Origin of the sequence: Bradyrhizobium oligotrophicum S58, from assembly GCF_000344805.1 — a bacterium.
Classification (GTDB): Bacteria; Pseudomonadota; Alphaproteobacteria; order Rhizobiales; family Xanthobacteraceae; genus Bradyrhizobium; species Bradyrhizobium oligotrophicum.
Map to the genome: position 1 here is coordinate 2,732,211 of NC_020453.1, position 19,805 is coordinate 2,752,015.

Annotated in this window: 15 protein-coding genes; 5 read left to right on the plus strand and 10 right to left on the minus strand. The window is 65.2% G+C overall.

The window, feature by feature from the left end:
* Nucleotides 1-61 precede the first annotated feature (61 nt).
* The 3 genes from S58_RS11890 (at nt 62) to S58_RS11900 (ending at nt 3,266) form a co-directional block, all read left to right on the plus strand.
* Nucleotides 62-1,048, plus strand: a complete 987-nt coding sequence (locus tag S58_RS11890; protein WP_015665552.1) for a Bug family tripartite tricarboxylate transporter substrate binding protein — start codon at nt 62-64, stop codon at nt 1,046-1,048.
* Between the two features lie 35 nt (nt 1,049-1,083).
* Nucleotides 1,084-1,626, plus strand: coding sequence for a tripartite tricarboxylate transporter TctB family protein (locus S58_RS11895; RefSeq protein ID WP_015665553.1), 543 nt, complete (start codon nt 1,084-1,086; stop codon nt 1,624-1,626).
* Nucleotides 1,627-1,745: 119 nt separating this feature from the next.
* Complete coding sequence (locus S58_RS11900; RefSeq protein WP_015665554.1) at nt 1,746-3,266, plus strand: tripartite tricarboxylate transporter permease; 1,521 nt, start codon at nt 1,746-1,748, stop codon at nt 3,264-3,266.
* A gap of 240 nt (nt 3,267-3,506) precedes the next feature.
* On the opposite strand, the gene S58_RS11905 is transcribed toward S58_RS11900, so the two are convergent.
* The 8 genes from S58_RS11905 to S58_RS11935 all read right to left on the minus strand — a co-directional run bounded on the left by S58_RS11905 (nt 3,507) and on the right by S58_RS11935 (nt 15,339).
* Nucleotides 3,507-7,454 (minus strand): autotransporter domain-containing protein, encoded by a 3,948-nt coding sequence (locus S58_RS11905; RefSeq protein WP_244440747.1) that lies wholly within the window; start codon nt 7,452-7,454, stop codon nt 3,507-3,509.
* A gap of 552 nt (nt 7,455-8,006) precedes the next feature.
* Complete coding sequence (locus tag S58_RS38395; RefSeq protein WP_015665556.1) at nt 8,007-8,168, minus strand: hypothetical protein; 162 nt, start codon at nt 8,166-8,168, stop codon at nt 8,007-8,009.
* Nucleotides 8,169-8,336: 168 nt separating this feature from the next.
* Complete coding sequence (locus S58_RS11910) at nt 8,337-9,527, minus strand: CaiB/BaiF CoA transferase family protein (RefSeq protein ID WP_015665557.1); 1,191 nt, start codon at nt 9,525-9,527, stop codon at nt 8,337-8,339.
* Between the two features lie 147 nt (nt 9,528-9,674).
* Nucleotides 9,675-10,895 carry a phenylacetate--CoA ligase family protein gene (locus S58_RS11915; RefSeq protein WP_015665558.1) on the minus strand — a complete coding sequence of 407 codons (1,221 nt, stop codon included), beginning with the start codon at nt 10,893-10,895 and terminating at the stop codon, nt 9,675-9,677.
* A gap of 127 nt (nt 10,896-11,022) precedes the next feature.
* Nucleotides 11,023-11,859 (minus strand): ABC transporter ATP-binding protein, encoded by an 837-nt coding sequence (locus S58_RS11920; RefSeq protein ID WP_015665559.1) that lies wholly within the window; start codon nt 11,857-11,859, stop codon nt 11,023-11,025.
* 163 nt (nt 11,860-12,022) lie between these two features.
* Nucleotides 12,023-13,309 carry an ABC transporter substrate-binding protein gene (locus S58_RS11925; protein ID WP_015665560.1) on the minus strand — a complete coding sequence of 429 codons (1,287 nt, stop codon included), beginning with the start codon at nt 13,307-13,309 and terminating at the stop codon, nt 12,023-12,025.
* A 58-nt stretch (nt 13,310-13,367) separates the two neighbouring features.
* Nucleotides 13,368-14,441 carry a branched-chain amino acid ABC transporter permease gene (locus S58_RS11930; protein ID WP_015665561.1) on the minus strand — a complete coding sequence of 358 codons (1,074 nt, stop codon included), beginning with the start codon at nt 14,439-14,441 and terminating at the stop codon, nt 13,368-13,370.
* A gap of 4 nt (nt 14,442-14,445) precedes the next feature.
* Nucleotides 14,446-15,339 carry a branched-chain amino acid ABC transporter permease gene (locus S58_RS11935; protein WP_015665562.1) on the minus strand — a complete coding sequence of 298 codons (894 nt, stop codon included), beginning with the start codon at nt 15,337-15,339 and terminating at the stop codon, nt 14,446-14,448.
* An 89-nt stretch (nt 15,340-15,428) separates the two neighbouring features.
* On the opposite strand from S58_RS11935, the gene S58_RS11940 reads away from it, so the two are divergent.
* Nucleotides 15,429-15,794, plus strand: a complete 366-nt coding sequence (locus S58_RS11940; protein WP_042340707.1) for an endonuclease domain-containing protein — start codon at nt 15,429-15,431, stop codon at nt 15,792-15,794.
* Between the two features lie 245 nt (nt 15,795-16,039).
* On the opposite strand, the gene S58_RS11945 is transcribed toward S58_RS11940, so the two are convergent.
* Both S58_RS11945 and S58_RS11950 read right to left on the minus strand, forming a co-directional pair.
* Complete coding sequence (locus S58_RS11945; protein ID WP_015665564.1) at nt 16,040-17,971, minus strand: long-chain fatty acid--CoA ligase; 1,932 nt, start codon at nt 17,969-17,971, stop codon at nt 16,040-16,042.
* Nucleotides 17,968-18,837 carry an ABC transporter ATP-binding protein gene (locus S58_RS11950; protein ID WP_042339271.1) on the minus strand — a complete coding sequence of 290 codons (870 nt, stop codon included), beginning with the start codon at nt 18,835-18,837 and terminating at the stop codon, nt 17,968-17,970. The genes S58_RS11945 and S58_RS11950 overlap by 4 nt, the downstream gene beginning before the upstream one ends.
* A gap of 282 nt (nt 18,838-19,119) precedes the next feature.
* Between S58_RS11950 and S58_RS11955 the strand changes: the two genes are divergently transcribed.
* Nucleotides 19,120-19,794 carry a Crp/Fnr family transcriptional regulator gene (locus tag S58_RS11955; protein ID WP_015665566.1) on the plus strand — a complete coding sequence of 225 codons (675 nt, stop codon included), beginning with the start codon at nt 19,120-19,122 and terminating at the stop codon, nt 19,792-19,794.
* Nucleotides 19,795-19,805: the final 11 nt, after the last annotated feature.

Consider the following 19,805-nt stretch of genomic DNA (forward strand, 5'->3'; position numbering starts at 1 on the left):
CAATAAGCCAGCAGTATCCTGGTAGGATACAAGCTGGCGCTTTGAACGGGGATGAAAACACGTGCGTAACCTGATCAAGATCGCGGCCGCGACGGCGGCTATTTTCGCAAGTGCGCCGGCCTTTGCCGGCTGGGAGCCGACCAAGCCGGTCGAGATCGTCGTGGCTGCAGGCGCCGGTGGCGCCTCCGACCAGATGGCGCGGATGATGCAGGCCGCAATCCAGAAGAACAATCTTCTGAAGCAGCCGGTCGTGGTGTCGCTGAAGGGCGGTGCGTCCGGCGCCGAAGCGCTGATGTACATGAAGTCGAGCGACGGCGATCCGAACAAGGTCCTCATCGCCTATTCGCTGATCTACATGCTGCCGCTGTCGGCCAAGCTGCCGTTCGACTGGCACGAACTGTCGCCGGTCGCCGTGATCGCGCTCGATCAGTTCGTGCTGTGGGACAACGTCAACGGTCCGAAGACGGTGAAGGAGTTCATCGACGCCGCCAAGGCCTCGGGCTCGCCGTTCAAGATGGGTGGCACCGGGTCCAAGCGCGAGGACCACGTGCTGACCGTGTTCATGGAGAAGAAGACCGGCGCCAAGTTCTCCTATCTGCCTTACAAGTCAGGCGGCGAGGCCGCGACCCAGCTGGTCGGTGGTCACACCGAGTCCAACGTCAACAATCCCTCTGAGAATCTCGAAGTCTGGCGCGCCGGCCAGGTGCGTCCGCTTTGCGTGTTCGACAAGGAGCGCATCTCCTACACCACCAAGGTGACGGAGACGCAGTCCTGGAACGACATCCCGACCTGCAAGGAGCAGGGGCTCGACGTGCAGTACCTGATGCTGCGCGGCATGTTCCTGCCGGGCAAGGTGACCCAGGAACAGCAGGAGTTCTACGTCGATCTGTTCAGCAAGCTGGTGCAGACGGCGGAATACAAGGACTACATGGAAAAGCAGGCGCTGAAGCCGATCTTCCTCACCGGCAAGGACATGCTGCAGTTCCTCGAAGAGGACGGCTCGCTCAACAAGCAGCTGATGACGGAAGCCGGCTTCGTCGCCAAGTAAGTTCGACAAAGTGAGGCGGGGCTCACGGAGGATCGATGTCCAATACTGAGCTCGAAATCGCCGTCGACGATCCGACCGCGCCGGAGGAGAATTCTCCGGCGGTCACTTCCAACCGCAACGTCGACGTCGCCGTGTCGCTGCTGCTGCTCGTGCTCGCCATCGTGCTCGCCTGGGACAATTGGCGGACCGGCGCGTCCTGGGACTCGACCGGTCCCGAGCCCGGCTATTTTCCGTTCTACCTCTCGGTGATCCTCGGCGGCGCCAGCCTGTACGGGATCGGTGCGGCCTTCCTGTCCAGCAAGGAGGCGCTCGAGACCTTCGTGACGCGGGCGCAACTGCGCCGCGTGATGGCGGTGTTCGTGCCGACGCTGCTGTTTTGCATCGCCATGCAGTTTCTCGGCATCTACGTCGCAAGCTTCCTGCTGATCGCCGGATTCATGCGTGTCGTCGGCAAGATCGCATGGTGGAAATCGCTGCTCACGGCGTTCCTGTTCAGCGCCGTGATGTTCGTGACTTTCGATATCGTGTTCGACGTGCTCATGCCCAAGGGTCCGCTCGAAGCGGCGTTCGGGTACTGACACTGGTCTCTCCCCCGTCATTGCGAGGAGCAACGCGACGAAGCAATCCAGGGCTGCGCACTCGACTCTGGATTGCTTCGCTGCGCTCGCAATGACGAGGAAACAGTTGGAATGAAATCATGGAAGCCTTGGGTCTGCTGCTGCACGGGTTCGCGGTCCTCCTGACCTGGAAGACGCTGCTCTTGATGATGGTCGGGCTGGTGCTCGGCGTCTTCGTCGGCGTGCTGCCGGGGCTGGGCGGTCCCAACGGCGTCGCGATCCTGCTGCCACTGACCTTCTCGATGGACCCGACCTCGGCCATCGTGATGCTGTCCTGCATCTATTGGGGCGCGCTGTTCGGCGGCGCCATCACCTCGATCCTGTTCAACATCCCCGGCGAGGCCTGGTCGGTCGCGACCACCTTCGACGGCTACCCGATGGCGCAGCAGGGCAAGGCGGCCGAGGCGCTGACGGCGGCGTTCACGTCGTCGTTCATCGGCTCGCTGGTCGCGGTGTTGCTGATCACATTTCTCGCGCCATGGATCTCGTCCTTCGCGCTGAAATTCGGCCCGCCCGAGTTCTTTGCGGTCTACCTGCTCACCTTCTGCTCGTTCGTCGGGCTTGGACGTGAGGACAAGCACAAGACCGTCATTGCGATGTCGCTCGGTCTGCTGCTCGCCGGTGTCGGCATGGACACCGTGTCCGGTCAGCTGCGCATGACCTTCGGCTCGACCGACCTGCTGCGCGGCATCAACTTCCTGGTGGCCGTGATCGGGCTGTTCGGCATCAGCGAGATCCTGCTGACGATGGAAGAGCGCCTGGCGCTGCGTGGCCACGCCGCCTCGATCTCGCTGCGCACGGTGCTCGCCGTGTGGAAGGACCTGCCGAAATATTGGATGACGCTGCTGCGCTCCTCCGTGATCGGCTGCTGGCTCGGCATCACGCCGGGCGGCGCGATCGCGGCCTCGTTCATGGGCTACAACCTCGCCAAGCGCTTCTCCAAGGACCCGGACAGTTTCGGCAAGGGCCGCATCGAAGGCGTGTTCGCGCCGGAGACGGCGGCGCATGCGTCGGGCACCGCGGCGCTGTTGCCGATGCTCGCGCTCGGCATTCCCGGCTCGGGCACCGCGGCGATCCTGCTTGGCGGCCTGATGGTGTGGGGACTTAACCCCGGCCCGCTGCTGTTCGTCGAGCACAAGGATTTCGTCTGGGGCCTGATCGCCTCGATGTATCTCGGCAACGTCGTCGGCCTCGTGCTGGTGCTTTCCACGGTGCCGATCTTCGCCTCGATCCTGCGCGTGCCGTTCGCGGCGGTCGCTCCGATGATCGTCGTCTCCTGCGCGATCGGCGCCTATGCGATCCAGAACGCGATGTTCGATGTCTGGCTCATGCTCGGCTTCGGTGTCGTCGGCTACGTGTTCAAGAAGATCAAGATTCCGCTGGCGCCGTTCACCTTGGCGCTCGTGCTCGGCAGCCGCGCCGAGGACGCGTTCCGGCAGTCGATGATCATCTCCGGCGGCAACATGAAGGTGTTCTGGGCGAACGGCCTCGTCGGCACCATCACGACGCTGGCGATCCTGCTGCTGTTCTGGCCGCTGATCGATCGCCTGATCGCGAGCATCAGCAAGCCGGGCGCGCCGGCGGCGAAGGCCGAGGCGTAGGGACAGGCCACGGGCAGGGGTATCGCATATGAAGAGGCGGGGTCTCGCGACGACAGCCGCGCCGAGTTAGTTACTCCGTCATGCCCGGGCTTGTCCCGGGCATCCACGTCGTCCTCAGCGTGCCGAAAGACGTGGATGGCCGGGACAAGCCCGGCCATGACGACCTGGAGAGAAGCGAGCGCAAAAATTCCGTCAAATACGATCGCCTTGTCTCGAGGAAGGTGAGCGCCGGGTTGGCTCTCACCACGCGTAACGCACGGTCCCCTTGCCGCTGTAAGATCGCGTCACGTTCGAGACTTCGCTCTCGAACGTCGCCATGGCGCTCCAGCCGTTCAGCCAGCTCATCTCAATCGATGTCGTCGTCAGCGCCGAATCGCGGGCCTGCGCTGCGCCGTTCACGACGAAGCTCGCGCCCGGCAGCGTCTGGAACGTGGCCGCCACCGATCGCTCGGGATTGAAATCGTGCGCCCAGGCGAGGCGGCCGCGCAGTGTGAGAGCGCCGTCTGCCAGGGCGTAGGACTTGTCGTTGCGCAGACCAAGCTCAGTGCGCGTCGCGGTGACGGTCTTGCCGGCGTAGCTCAACGCGAAGGTGGAGGCGCCCGCTGCGGCCTGCTCGACGTAAGCGGGCAGGCGCAGGCTGGTGACTTGCGCGGCCGCATACGGCGTGATGCCGATTCCGCCGAGTGGCGCGACGACACGCGTACCGCCCTCGATTCGGCCGGTCCAGGCATTGGCCTGATAGCTCGCGCGCAGCCGGTCAGTGCCCGAGATAGTCACGGTGCGGTCCGTGGTGACGTCCTGCCAGCCATAGGCCAGCGCCGCTCTCAGATAGCTCGGGCCGACGTGGTGGTGCAGATAGGCGCCGGCCTGGAATAGGTCGGACCGGCCGGAGCCGAGGCCGTTGACGCTGAAGCTGGTGCCGCCTCCGGCGAGCGCAAAGCCCGCGATGGTTTGCGGCGCGATCCGATAGTCGGCGCCGACGGCGGTGCCGGCGATGCGGCTGGTGGTGTCGTTGGAGCCAGCGCTCGCATTGCCGCTGGTCGATTGCGATCCGCCGAAGCCGGACGCCCAGACATTCCAGCGCTGCGCGAAATCCGCCGGCCTGTCGTCGGACAGCATCGCGAAAGCATCGGTGCGCTTGCGGTTCGTCTCGGCATAGCCGTTCGCGCTGCCGCCACTGCCTTGGCGTTGTGCGAAGGGATCGGTGAGCAGGCCGGCGAACTGGCTCATAGCGTCGAAGGTGGTCTGCTGGACTCCCGTGGCGCTCTCGCCGGAGGCCTGCGTCAGGCCGGCCTGGTTCAACCGGCCGAACACGAGCGGAATGTCGCCGGTGCGATCGAAGAAGGCCGACAGCGTATTGCCGACGGCCTTCTGATTGCCGTTGAGTCCGCCGGGCAGGGCAAAGGCGAGGATCAAATCGAGATAGACGTTGGTGGCGTCGTAGCTCAGGCTGGTCTTGAAGCCGGAGGGAAGGTTGGTCTTCACCACCGCGCCGAAATTGCCGGATACGCCCCCGGCTGCGGTCAGGATCGTGTAGCGCTTGTCGACATAGCCGCCGGTGCCGAACACGGCATTCACGGTGGCGCCGCCGAGTGTGGCCGAGCCGGTGACGCTCGCGAACGAGGCTGTCGTCGGATCGAGCTGCACCAGATAGTACGCGCCTGACTGGAAGGCGAGATTGCCGACGATGGTCATCGAGGAGCCGGCGGTGCCGTTGCCCGGCGCCAGCGTGCCGCCGGCATTGATGCTCACCGTCATCGGCGGATCGACAAGGCCTGCGCCCATCAGCGTGCCGCCGGCGTTCACCAAGACTCCGGAGGTGTTGGTGATCGCACCTTCGATGTCGAGCACGCCGCCATTGATGATCGTCGCGCCAGCGTAGCTGCTGGTGCCGGTGAGCGTCATCCGGCCGGTGCCGGTCTTGGTGAAGCCGCCGCTGCCGGAGATCGTGCCGGCGAAGGTCGTGCTGCCGTTGTTGCCGCCCGCCGTCAGCGTTCCAGCGCCGAGCAGCACGCTGCCGCTGCCGGCGAGGGAGCCGATGGTCTGGTCGAAGCCGTTGAGGTCGAGCGTGGCGCCGCTCGCGATCATGAACGCGCTGGCTGAGGCGAGCACGTTCGATGCTCCGGCTTGCAGGGTGCCGGCGTTGATCATGGTCGCGCCAGAATAGGTGGTGCTGCCGGCAAGATTCATTGTGCCGATGCCGACCTTGGTGAAGCCGCCGCTGCCGGAGATCGTGCCGGAGAATGTCGTGCCGGTGTTGTCGCCGCCTGTCGTCAGCGTGGCCGCGCCGAGCAGGACGGCGCCGTCGCCGGTGAGCGAACCGATGGTCTGGTTGAAGCCGTTGAGATCGAGAGTGCCGGCATTGACCTGGACCGAGCTCAGGGGCGCGAACGCGCCGGCGGCGCCGGCCCGCAGTGTGCCGCCCTCGAGGGTGGTCGGCCCGGTATAGGTGTTCGTGCCGCTGAGGGTGAGGTCTGCGCTTATGATCAAGGTGCCGCTGCCCGAGATCGTGCCCGAGAAGATGGTGCTTCTGCCATTGTGGCCGGTCTCGAGCGATCCCGTTCCGAGCAGCACGTTGCCGCTGCCTGCGAGCGAGCCGATCATGCTGCTGAAGCCATTGAGATCGAGCGTGGCGCCGCTCGCGACCATGTAGGCGCTGGCGAATGACAACACGCCTGGCGCGCCCGCCCGCAAGGTGCCGGCATTGATGAAGGTGTCGCCGGAGTAGGAGACGTTGGAGGTGTTGGTCAGAGTGAGGGTGCCGGCGCCGAGCTTGGTGAAGCTGCCGGTGCCGCTGATGGCGCCGCCGAGCGTGGCGTTGTTGCCATTGGTGTCGAAGCTGCCGCCGCCGGCATTGAGCGTCACGTCCCGGTTGGAGCTGAAGCCTGAGAGATAGCGCAGCGTGCCGCCACCGAATGTGAGGGCGCCGGAGCTGTCGCCCAGACTGGCATCCGACGAAACCGCCAGCGTGCCCTGGTTGATCGCCCAGGGCGTCACGGCAGTGGTGGTGCCGGTCAGGGTCCAGGTGCCGGCGCCGGTCTTCTCGAAAGCCGAGAAGCCCCGATATTGCGCGGACGCACCAACGCTGGACACGTCGAAGCTGCCGTTCGCCGCGCCGCCGAGCCGGAACGTGTCAGTGCCGGTGCCGACGACGTTGCCGTTGATGATCGAACTCGCCCAGATCTCCAGCACATTGCTGCCGCCGGTGAAGGTGATGGCGTTGGCGTCGACCACCCAGGCGCTGCCCAGGTTCAATCCCGCCGAGATCGCGCCGCTGTTGATGATGGTGAGATTGGCCCCGCGCACGCCGTCTCCGGCTGACCCGAAGACGCCATCAGGCGAACTGCCCCCGACCTGGCCGACGCCGCGGACGCCTGTCGCGCCTCCGGCGATCGTGCCGGAATTGATCAGCGTTCCGCCGGTCGCGAAGACGACGCCCGCGCCACCATTGCCGCCGTCGCCGCCGGCGTGGCTCTGGTTGCTGTTGAGAGCATTGCCGCCATCGCCGCCGTTGCCGCCGGTGATCGAGCCGGAATTGGTGAGAATGCTCGGGCCGGTCAGATAGGCTCCGTAGCCACCGTCTCCGCCGCTGCCGCCATGCCCGTTGTTGTTGGCCGTCCCGCCGGCACCGCCGCTGCCACCGCCGATCGCGCCGGTGTTCGTGTAGTTGAGGCCGCTGCCATCGATGACGAGGCCGTAGCCGCCGGCGCCACCGCCGCCGCCTCCCCAGCTCAGGCTGGCGGAGCCGCCGCGGCCGCCATAGCCGCCGGTGATCGTCGTCGCGTTGCTGCCGTCGGTGGTCGCGACGGCGCCATGGGCGCCGCCACCACCACCGCCGCCGCTCGAGCTTCCGCCGCCGTCCTGGCCGCTATGCCCGCGTTCGCCAGGAGCCGCGCCGCCCTGGCCGCCGACGAATTGGCCGGAGTAGTCGCCCCCACCGTCACCGCCAACCGCGCCCGCGCCACCGCCGCCGCCGCCGCGCGTGATGTTGTTTCCCGCGCCACCGTTAGCTCCGGTGCCGGTGGCCGAGCTGGTGCCGCCGTTGCCGCTGATATTGCCGCCGGAGCCGCCATTCGTTGCCTGCGCAAATGAGTGGCTTGTCAATGCGAGCGTCAGCAGCGCCGTCGTGGCTGTCAGCCAGCCCAGTCGCGCGTGGCGGATCGGGTCGGCCGGACAATCGGTCCTCACTCTGTGTGGAATCAGCACGTCAGCCCTTTGCGCAACTCGGGTGTCCAAGCCGGCGCCGGTCGGAAGCGCGGGCTGTCACGAAGAGCACGTAAAAGTGCGGCGACGGGAATTGTGACTTTTTGGGTCGATTGGAACGACGCGCCAATCGGCGGCTTACTGTGGCACCGTTACCACGCTGCCGGAGACGAGTTGCGAGCCGATCGGACCGTTGTTCGAAGAGCCGCGGCGCTTCTCCAGAGGTTGTGTCTTTGCGATGACAGCTTTTTAGGCAGAGCGGTGGTAGGCTTCATTCATGGGCAGTTCTTGTGCTGCTCACGCGTGGTGCCTGATCTCTGGTCATCACGCCCTGATGTTTCCTCCCGAGACGATCACCTTGCCCGGCGCTTGCGTCGGGCTTTTTTTCGTTCGGCGCGGGCGGATCGGATGTGCGCCAGTTCGCGTCTTGATTCATCCTGTGGCCCGAAAAGCAAAAGCCTCCGTCCGGCTTGTCGGAACGAAGGCTTCGAGCAGAGGTGATACTAGAAGAACGCGTGAACCGGCGGCAGCTCGGTCTCAGTTGGCCTTCTCCGCGACCGGCATGTGGTACCAGTCGGAGTCGTTGTCGAGCATCGCTTCATCGAACGGCAGAGCGCTGGTGTGGTCGAGTGCCGCCGCATTGACGTCGCGCACCATATCCATCGCCGTCAGAAACTCGTTCAATTCCGTCGCGCTCATGGAAGCCTACTCCTCACACGCGCGGGCCTAAGGGGGTCCGCGATCAACCGATGGGAAGAGATTAACGCGGTCTTGCCTTGGCCTCAATCCGGCCAAGTCTGAAGTTCCAAAGTGGTGACATCTTGGCCACAGCGGCGGGATGCCGCAGCTTGGTCATATTGCACCTGCTCACACGACGCGATGCAGCCTGAGATCGGCGATCTCGCCGTCGGTGAAGCCGAACTCGGACAGGATCTCCTCGGTCTGCTCACCGAACTCCGGTGGCCGCGCCGCCATCCGGCTCGGTGTGCGCGACAGAGTGAAGGGCTGGCTGACCAGCGTGATGTCGCGGCCGTCTTCGCTTGGCACCGGCTGCGCCATGCCGAGATGTTTGACCTGCGGGTCTTCGAACATCTGATCGATGGCGTAGATCGGACCGCAAGGCACGCCCGCGGCATTCAGCTCAGTGACCCATTGCTCGCTCGTCTTGGCGAGCGTGCGCTTGTCGATCTCGGCGTTCAGCGCGTCGCGATTCTTCGAGCGCGCCGGCGCGGTCGCGTAGTCCGGATTGTCGATCCATTCCGGGGCGCCCAGCGTCTGGCACAGCCTCTCCCAGATGCGGCCGCCGGTCGCGGCGATGTTGATGTAGCCGTCGGAGGTCTTGAACACACCGGTCGGGATGCTGGTCGGATGGTTGTTGCCGGCCTGTGGCGCGACGTCCTTCTCCATCAGCCAGCGTGCGGCCTGGAAGTCGAGCATGAAGATCTGCGCCTGCAACAGCGAGGTCTGCACCCACTGGCCCTCGCCGGAGACCTCGCGTTCGAGCAGCGCCGTGAGAATGCCCATCGCGCAGGAGAGGCCAGCGGAGAGGTCGGCGATCGGAATGCCCGCGCGCATCGGTCCTTCGCCGGGCGCGCCGGTGATCGACATCAGCCCGCCCATGCCTTGCGCGATCTGATCGAAGCCGGGCCGCTTGGCATAGGGGCCGTCCTGACCGAAGCCGGAGATGCTGCCATAGACGATGCGCGGATTGACCTTGCGCACCGCCTCATAGTCGATGCCGAGCTTGGTCTTCACGTCCGGGCGATAGTTCTCGATCACCACGTCGGCCTGCTTGGCGAGCCGCATGAAGACCTCCACTCCCCGTGGATCCTTCAGGTTCAAGGTCATCGCGCGCTTGTTGCGATGCAGGTTCTGGAAATCGCCACCGCGGCGCGGCCCGCCCAGAGCCTCGCCGCCGTCCTCCATCATGGCATCGATCTTGACGACGTTGGCGCCCCAGTCGGCGAACTGTCGCGCACAGGTCGGGCCGGCGCGTACCCGCGTCAAATCGAGCACGGTGAAGCGGGACAGGGCTTTGGACGCGCGCGGAAATGCCATGCGGACGAACTCCGGAAGTCGTGACATGGCTGTATAGGAGACGCGGCGCGACGGGACAATTGCGTGCGGGCGGTGTGCGTCACGCAGCTCATGCCGCCAGTGCAGGGCTTCCTCTCACGAGGGCTCTCACGGGAACATTGCGCGGGCTCATCGCTCGTCGGCGATCACCTTGCCGTCGTTGGGCAGTGTGCCCGGCGCGACCAGCTCGATCGTGCCGCCGAGCTTGGTGACGTTGCGCAGGCTGGCGGCGAGGGCCTCCTGCAGGCCGTCGGTCGCATCGACACATTCCGCCTTCAACGTCATCGCATCGGTCTCGCCGGCGCGGCTGACGACCAGGCGAAGACGGCCGAGCTCCGGATGGCGCTTGCCGATCTCTGCAACCTGCTCTGGGCGGACAAACATCCCCTTGACCTTGGTGGTCTGGTCGGCGCGCCCCATCCAGCCCTTGATGCGCATGTTGGTGCGGCCGCAGGCGCTGATGCCGGGCAGGGCGGCGGTGAGGTCGCCGAGCGCGAGCCGGATCCAGGCATGGTCAGGATCGAGTGATGTGACGACGATCTCGCCGACGTCGCCTGCCGCGACCGGATCGCCGGTGCCGGGGCGGACGATCTCGAAGATCAGGTCCTCGTTGACCACCATGCCCTCACGTGCGCCCGTCTCGTAGGCGATGATTCCGAGATCGGCGGTGCCGAATGCCTGGTAGGCGTCGATGCCGCGGGCCTTGATCTCGGCCTGCAGCGATGGCGGGAACGCCGCGCCCGACACCAGCGCGCGCTTGAGCGAGGAGACGTCGCGGCCGGCGCTGGCGGCGCCGTCGAGCAGGATCTTGAGGAAGTCGGGCGTGCCGCTGTAGCCGATCGGCCGGTAGGCCTCGATCAGCTCGAACTGCGCCTCGGTATTCCCAGGTCCCGCGGGGATCACCGCGCAGCCGAGCGCGCGCGCCGAGGCGTCGAAGATGAAGCCACCCGGCGTCAGATGATAACTGAAGGTGTTGAGCACGACATCGCGGGGGCGGAAGCCCGACGCGAACAGCGCGCGGGCACCGCGCCACGGATCGTTGTGCGCGGCCTCCGGCTCGAAGATCGGGCCGGGCGAGGTGAACAGACGCGAGAACGCGCCCGGCGCCTGCGCGACGAAGCCGCCGAACGGCGGTGCCGCCTTGTGCAGGGCGGGGAGCTCGGATTTGCGCAGCACCGGCAGCTGCGCCAGCGCGGCACGGGTCGTGATGTCGGCGGGATTGATGCCCTGCAGCAGCGCGGCGTAGGCCGGCGCTGTCATCGCCGCGCGCAGCACATCCGGCAGGCGGCTGAACAGGTCCTGCTCGCGGAGGGCGGGATCGCGGGTCTCGAGGGCGTCGTAGTGGGTCATCGTACCCAGTCCTTGAATCTTGCGGTCGTCATGCCCCGGGCTTGTCCCGGGCATCCACGTCGTTCGTCGTTGCGGCTCGTGCGTGGATGGCCGGGTCAAGCCCGGCCATGACGAGGAGACATATCGGCTACAGCCACCGCTTGCGGCGCTTGAAGCTCTTCAGGTTCTTGAAGCTCTTGCGCTGGTCGCCGGCGCCGCCGAGGTAGAACTCCTTGACGTCCTCATTGTCGCGCAAGCTGTCCGCGCTGCCGTCGAGCACCACCTTGCCCTGCTCCATGATGTAGCCGTGGCTCGCCACCGACAGCGCCGCGCGCGCGTTCTGCTCGACCAGCAGGATGGTGACGCCGAGATCGCGGTTGATCTCCTTGATGATCGCGAAGACTTCCTTCACGAGCAGCGGCGACAGGCCCATCGACGGCTCGTCCATCAGGATCATCTTCGGCCGCGCCATCAGCGCGCGCCCGATCGCCAGCATCTGCTGCTCGCCGCCGGAGAGATAGCCGGCGAGGCCCGTGCGCTCCTTCAGGCGCGGGAAATAGTTGAACACCATCTCGATGTCGCTGTTGACCTCGCGATCGCTCCGGGTGAACGCGCCGAGCTTGAGGTTTTCCAGCGACGTCATGTCGGATACGATGCGGCGGCCCTCCATGACCTGGAAGATGCCGCGGCGGACGATCTTCTCCGGATCGATGCCGTCGATGCGCGCGCCGTCAAACATGATCTCGCCGCGCGTGACTTCGCCATCCTCTGTCTTGAGCAGGCCCGAGATCGCTTTCAACGTCGTCGACTTGCCGGCGCCGTTGGCCCCGAGCAGCGCGACGATGGCGCCCTTGGGCACGTCGAGACTGAGCCCGCGCAGCACGAGAATGACGTCGTCATAGACGACCTCGATGTTGCGGACGGAGAGCAACGGGGCTGCGCTCGCGGTCGCATTTGCATTGGGCTTGTCGAGGGTCTCAACCATGTCCGTTCACCTCACTGTCGTCCCCCGCGAAGGCGGGGGACCCAGTATTCCAGAGACACCGATGCTCGATCGAGAGGCCGCGGCGTACTGGATCCCCCGCCTGCGCGGGGGATGACGATCGTGTGCAGCTGCCGCTGGTCTGGCTCAGCAGCAGCTCATCAGCTTACCACCCGGCCCATTCCGCTTTGCGCGGCAGCTCGATGGTCTTGACCTTCTCGAGCTTGATGGTGCCCTTGGCCATGATGTCGTTGAGGTCGCCATCGGTCGCGCCGGTGACCTTGGCGCGATAGAGGTCGACCTTCATGGTGCCGCGGTGGTCCTTCTCGGTCCATGTCGACGGGCTGCAGACGCCCTCCATGCCCGCGGGCACCCAGTCCTTCTTCTGGTGGAATCCCTTGGCGACGTTCTCGCCGGTGGCACCGCCGTTCTTGGCCGCCCACTCGATCGCCTCCTTCATGTAGAGCGACGAGCAGACCGCGGCGACATAGTGCACCGGGCGATAAACCTTGCCGGTGGGATCGGACATCTTGGAGATCTCCATGACCGTCTTCATGCCCGGCGCATCGCCGCCCCAGCCCACCGCCGTGCGCAGCGGAAAGATCACGCCATCGGCGGCATCTCCCGCGGTCTTCGCGGCGTTCTCGTCCATGCCCCAGACGTTGGACAGGAACTGCACCTCGACGCCGGCATTCTTGCAGGCCTTCATCACGGAGATGTTCGAGGCTGCGGTGTTACCGAGATACGCGTAGTTGGCGCCGGAGCTCTTCAGGCTCAGGCACTGCGCGCTGTAGTCTCCGGGCGCGAGCGCGAACACCAGCGGCGGCAGCACCTCGAAGCCGAGCTCGGTGGCGAGCGCTTCGCCCGCCGCCTTCGGTGCGTTGGGGTAGGGGTGGTTGGCGCCCATGTGGACGAATTTCGGCTTGCCCGGCTTGCCCTTGGCCTTCCAGTCCTCGGCCGCCCAGGTCAGCTCGGCGCGCAGCGCGTCGGAGTAGCTCGGGCCATAGAAGAAGTTGTAGGGCGCGGGCTTGGCCTTGCCGCTGGCTCCTTCCGGATCGGTCAGCGCGGCGGCGTACGAGCCGGACATGTCCGGGATCTTGTCATTGGCGAGGAAGCCGGTCAGCGCCTCGGTGTCCGCCGTGCCCCAGCCCATGATCGCGGCGACCTTGTTGTCCGGCGCCGACCACTTCTTGTACAGCGCGATCGCGCGCGGTACCTGGTAGCCATAGTCGTTGCTGTCGACCGCGAGCTGCTTGCCGCCGATGCCGCCGTTCTTGTTGACCCAGGCGAAGGTGTCCGCGACGCCCTGGCCATAGGGCGTGCCGACGTCGGACGTGCCGCCCGAGAGATCCTGCAGATGGCCGATCGCGATCTGCTGCGCCTGGGCCGAAGAGGCGAATGCGCCCGCCAATAGCGTCAGTGCCGCCGAGCCGAGCCATGATTTGATCGTCATAGTGCTTCCTCCTGTGGTGCGTCCGGGCCGGATTGTCGCCGGTCCCTGTTGGTTGGAATCAATGTGAGAACGGATAGAGCTTCCAGTAGGTCTTGATCTGGCGCCAGCGATGCGCGAGGCCGTCCGGCTCGAACATCAGGAAAGCGATGATGATCAGGCCGATCGCGATCTCGCGCAGGAACGTGATGTTGTTGTTGAGCGCGAGCGCCTTGTCGATCGCGCCGCCCTTGAGAAAATGACTGAGCCACTCCATGGCTTCTGGCAGCAGGACCACGAAGGCGGTCCCCATCAAGGTGCCCATGATCGAGCCGGTGCCGCCGATGATGATCATCGCCAGGAACAGGATGGAGCGCTCGATGCCGAAACCTTCCTGCGAGATCACCAGCTGGTAATGCGCATAGAGCGCGCCGGCGATGCCGGCGAAGAAGGCGGCCAGCCCGAACGACAGCGTCCGGTACTTGGTCAGGTTGATGCCCATGATCTCGGCGGAGAGATAATGGTCGCGGATCGCGATCAGCGCGCGGCCGTCGCGGGTGCGCATCAGGTTGGTAACCAAGAGATAGCAGACCAGCACATAGGCCAACACGACGTAGAAATATTGCCGGTCGCCGCGCAACGTGTAACCGAAGATTGAGAACGGATTGGCGGAAGCCGGCACTGAGCCGCCGGAGAACCACTCGGCGCGGGAGAAGAAGTCGAGGAGGATGTATTGCGCGGCGAGCGTGGCGATGACGAGATACAGCCCCTTCAGCCGCGCCGCCGGAAGGCCGAAGACCAGCCCGACCAGCGCCGTGATCACGCCCGCGAGCGGGATCGCGAAGAACACAGGAATCGCGTAGGCGTTGTTGATATAGGCCGAAGTGAAGGCGCCGAGCAGGAAGAAGCCGGCTTGCCCAATCGAGATCTGGCCGGTGAAGCCGACCAGGATGTTGAGGCCGAGCGCTGCGATCGCGAAGATGCCGATCTGGATCGAGACCGACAGCCAGTACTCGGAGAACACCTGCGGCGCGAAGCACAAGAGGATCGCCCCGGCGATCGCGAAATTGCGGCTGGTCCTGGTCGGGAAGATCGTGGTGTCGGCCGCGTAGGAGGTGCGGAAGTCACCGGCGGGGATCGTAGAGCGTGCAACCATGATTTTAGATCCGCTCGATGTCTTTGGTGCCGAACAGGCCGTAGGGCTTGATCATCAGGATGATGATCAAGACGTAGAACGGCGCGATCTCGTAGAGATTGCCCCAGTGCAAATATTGGCTGTCGACGTATTGGGCGACGTTCTCCAGGAGCCCGATGATGATGCCGCCGAGCACGGCGCCGCCGACCGAGTCGAGGCCGCCGAGGATCGCCGCCGGGAACACCTTGATGCCGTAGGCCGACAGGCCCGACGACACGCCGTTGACTACAGCGACGACGACGCCGGCCACGGCGGAGACCGTCGCCGAGATCGCCCAGGCCATCGCGAACACGTTCTTCACGGAGATGCCGAGCGATTGTGCGACCTGCTGGTTGAAGGCGGTGGCCCGCATGGCGAGGCCATATTTGGAGGCCTTGAAGAACCAGGCCATGCCCAGCATCATCAGCACCGAGACAACGAGGCTCATGACGTAGACGGTCTGGATCTGCAGCCCGAACAGATCGACCGCCGTGCTCGCGAACACCGGCGGGAACGGCTGCGGGTTGACCCCGAACATCCACTTCAGCGCCGCCTGGAACACGGTCGACAGCCCGATCGTCACCATGATCACGGAAATGATCGGCTCGCCGACCATCGGCCGGAGGATGACGACCTGCACCGCGATGCCGAACGCGAACATGAAGACGAGTGTCAGCGGCATGCCGACCCAGAACGGTACCTGGTATTTGGTCAGCAGCAGCCAGCACACCCAGGCGCCGATCAGCAGCAGCTCGCCTTGCGCGAAATTGACGACCTGCGTCGCCTTGTAGATCAGCACGAACGACATCGCGACCACGCCGTAGAGCGTGCCGACCACGAGGCCGTTGACCAGGAGCTGGAGCAGGAAGGAGGTGTTCATGATGGTGCGCGAGGTGCTAACCTCTCCTCGCCTGCGGGGAGAGGTCGGATTGCATCGAAGATGCAATCCGGGTGATCGGGACCATCCACATGCGCCCTGGTAATGAGGTCAAGACGAAGCGCGCGAGACGATTGCGGGGAAACTCGACCGACGCGGAGGCCGCGATCTGGTATCATCTCCGTGGCCGAAGGCTTCACGGGTACAAATTTGTTCGACAAGAGCCGATAGGACTCTACACGGTCGACTTTGTTTGCCGGGATCGTCGACTGATTGTCGAAGTCGACGGTGGGCAGCACGCTGATAGCCAGACTGACGTTGCGCGGGACACTTGGTTGAGGGCGCACAACTACAGGGTTTTGCGATTCTGGAACAACGACGTGCTCGGCAACTTGGACGGTGTTCTCCAGACGATTGCCACCGCCCTTGCGGAGGCCCCCCCTCACCCGGAGCGCTGACGCGCTCCGGCCTCTCCCCGCAAGCGGGGAGAGGCAAACGCCGCGGCTGCCACCGAGGTCTAGCCGAAAAGTCATGTCGGCCTGCGGAGACCATCGGGACGCTAACCTCTCCCCGCTTGCGGGGAGAGGTCGGATTGCATCGAAGATGCAATCCGGGTGAGGGGGGCTCTCCGCGCAGGAGGTGTTCGACACCGAAACGCCCCTGATGGCGCGAGCAGAAGCAGGACTGATGCGAACGCTCGTCATCATTCCGCGGCCTCCGCCATGCCGCCATGCCCGCCCAGATCCACCACCTTGAGCGTGGTGCGGATGCGTTGGGTGGTGCCGTCCTGGAAACGGATCACGGCGTCGACGGGGATCGCCGGCTTGCCGCCATAGATTCCATTGATGATATCGGCGTATTTCTCGTTGATGACGCTGCGGCGGACCTTGCGGGTGCGGGTCAGCTCGCCGTCGTCGGCGTCGAGCTCCTTGTAGAGCAGGAGGAAGCGGGCGATGCGTTGCGCCGGCGGCAGGTGCGCATTGACGGTCTCGACCTCCTTCTGCAGCAGTGCGTAGACCTCGTTGCGCGAGGCGAGGTCGGAATAGGTCGTGAAGGCGATGCGGTTCTTCTCCGCCCATTTCGAGATGATGGAGTAGCGGATGCAGATCATCGCGGCGAGATGCTCGCGACCGGCGCCGAGTACGACGGCCTCAGCGATATAGGGCGAGAACTTCAGCTTGTTCTCGATATATTGCGGCGAGAAGCGCTCGCCGCGCGCGGTCTCGGCGAGGTCCTTGATACGGTCGATGACGACGAGTTGCTTCTCGCCGTTGAAATAGCCGGCGTCGCCCGAATGCATCCAGCCGTCCTTGATATCGGCGGTCGAGGCTTCCGGTGCCTTGTAGTACCCTAAGAACATGTTGGGATGGCGCACCAGGATCTCGCCGATGCCCTGGCTGTCGGGCTGGTCGATCCTGATCTCGATGTCGTCGGCCATCGGCACCCCGGTGGTATCAGGATCGACCTTGTCTTGGGGATGCAGCGTGTAGGCGCCGAGCAGCTCCGTCTGGCCGTACAATGTCCGCAGCGGCACGCCCATGGCGCGGAAGAACTTGAAGGTGTCGGGCCCGAGCGCCGCGCCGCCGGTCGCGGCCGAGCGCAGCCGCGTGAAGCCGAGCCGGTCGCGCAACGCGCGAAACAGCAGCATATCGGCAAGGCCGGAATGCTGACCCTTCTCCAGCGCGGCAAGGCCGGTGGTCATGCCCAGATGATACAGCCGCTGCTTGAGCGGCGAAGCGTCCATGACGGCGGCGCGGACGTCGGCCGCGATCTGCTCCCACACCCTTGGTGCGAACAGCACGAAGGTCGGCGCGACCTCGCGGAAATCGTTCATCATCGTATCCGGCTCTTCGACGAAGTTGACCTTCATCCGGCAGAGCAGACCTTTGCCGAGCACGTAGACCTGCTCCATGATCCAGGGCAGCGGCAGCACCGAGACGTATTCGTCCTCAGGTCCCTTCGGATCGAAGGCGAGATAGGTAGCGCAATGCTTCAGCACGCGCCCGGCCGACAGCATCGCGAGCTTGGGGTGCGAGGTGGTGCCCGAGGTGGTGCAGAGAATGGCGACGTCGTCACCTACGGTCGCATCGACCATCCGGTCGTACAGATCAGGCTCGCGCGCGGCACGGGCGCGGCCCATCTCGGCGAGCTTATCAGCCGGCAGCAGCCGGCGATCATCATATTTCCGCATGCCGCGCGGATCGGAATAGACGATGTGCTTGAGCGCCGGCACCCGCTCGGCGAGGTTCAGGAGCTTGTCGACCTGCTCCTCGTCCTCGGCGAACACCAGCCGCGCCTCGCCATAGTTCAAGAGATAGGCGGCTTCGTCGTCGAGCACGTCGCGGTAGAGACCGAGGCTAAAGGCCCGGATCGCATGGGCGGCGATTTCTGCCGCGACCCAGTCTGGCCGGTTGTCGCCGATGATGCCGATCACGTCGTCCTTGCCGAGCCCGAGCTCGACCATGCCGAGCGCGAAGTCGCGCACCCGGGTCTGGTAGTCCGCCCAGGTGAAGGTGCGCCAGAGACCAAGATCCTTCTCGCGCAGCGCAATCTCGCGGCCGTGTTCTTGCGCATTCAGCCGCAGCAGCTTCGGATAGGTGTCGGCCTGTCTGACGCGACCCGCATAGTCCATCATGCCGCGTCCTCCGCGATGGACGGCGCCTCGTCGGGATCGACCAGCAACTCGTCCTCCTCGCCGAGATAGGCGCGCTTGACGTGGGGGTCGGCGAGCACGGCTGCGGGATCGCCCTCTGCGATCTTGCGGCCGAAATCGAGCACCATGACGCGGTGGGAGATGTCCATGACCACGCCCATATCGTGCTCGATCATGACGACCGTCATGCCGTATTCCTCGTTGAGGTCGACGATGTAGCGGGCCATGTCCTCCTTCTCTTCGAAATTCATGCCGGCCATCGGCTCGTCGAGGAGAATGAGATGCGGCTCGAGCGCCATCGCGCGGGCCAGCTCGACGCGCTTGCGCAGGCCGTAGGAGAGGGTGCCGGCCGGCGCCTTGCGCACCGATTGCAGGTCGAGGAAGTCGATGATCTGCTCGACCTTCTCGCGGTGCTTCAACTCCTCGCGCCGTGCGCCGGTGAGCCAGTACAGCGAGCCGGTCAGGAAGTTGTTCTTCAGCAGGTGGTGGCGGCCGACCATGATGTTGTCGAGCACGCTCATGTGGTGGAACAGCGCGAGGTTCTGGAAGGTGCGGCCGATGCCGATGTTGGCGCGCGCGTTCGGGGGCAGGCCGGTGATGTCGCGGCCGCGATGGAACAGGCGGCCCTCGGTCGGCTTGTAGCGGCCGGAGATGCAGTTGACGATCGAGGTCTTGCCGGCGCCGTTCGGGCCGATGATAGAGAACAGCTCGCCCTCGCGCACGCCGAAGCTGACGTCGGTCAGGGCTCGCACCCCACCGAAACGCAGCGAGACTCCGCGCGCTTCCAACGTATAGTCCAAGTCGTCCTCCCGAAGTCCTTGTCGGCGCTTGGCGCGCTCTTCAAGCATCGTGTCGCGACGAAGCCTCGTCGCATCGCCGCGATCCTATCCCGCTCGCCGGTTCCGCGCCATCCGACGAATGACGGGCCGGGCGATCGGTCATTTTGCCGCATCGCAGACCGGTCGGCTGCATCGGCGCTGGGGATGCCCAGCTCGAATGCGGTGGTCCTCGATAGGGGAAAGCGCTATCAGGAACTGTCTTGCGCCTGACAATTCCCAGGCAAAATTCACCACGGGATTGTTGCGATGCAATATGGTCGCCCGCGAGATTCGAAGTGACGAGATGACGGTTTGATCTCTCCCGATACCCTGCTGCGTGTTGCGCCCTGGTCGCGCCATCTCAAGCCCGAGGAGGTCGACGCGGCCTCTGCGGGGATCGTCGAGCGCTCCTTCGCGGCCAACGAGCACATCTTCTTGCGCGGCGACCAGTTCGACTATTGGACCGGCATCGTCACCGGTCTCGCGCGCATGAGCACGGTCTCGCGCGGCGGCAAGGCGACGACCTTCGCCGGCATGTCGGCGGGTGCCTGGTTCGGCGAGGGCAGCGTGCTGAAGAATGAGCCGCGCCGCTACGACGTGGTGGCGCTGCGCGACATCAGGGTCGCGCTGATGGAGCGGCCGACTTTCATGTGGCTGTTCGAGAACAGCGTCGGCTTCAACCGCTTTCTGGTCACCCAGCTCAACGAGCGGCTTGGCCAGTTCATAGGCCTCGTCGAGGTCGGCCGGACGCTGGACGCAACGGCGCGGCTCGCCCGCAGCATCGCCTCGCTGTTCAACCCGATCCTCTACCCGAATACGACCCGTCACTTGGAGATCACCCAGGAGGAGATCGGCGCCTTGTCGGGGCTGTCGCGGCAGAACGCCAATCAGTGCCTGAAAACGCTGGAGCGCGAGGGCCTGCTGCGCGTGGAATATGGCGGGGTCACCGTGCTCGATCTCGACCGCCTGCGCTGCTATGGAGACTAGATCTGCTGTAC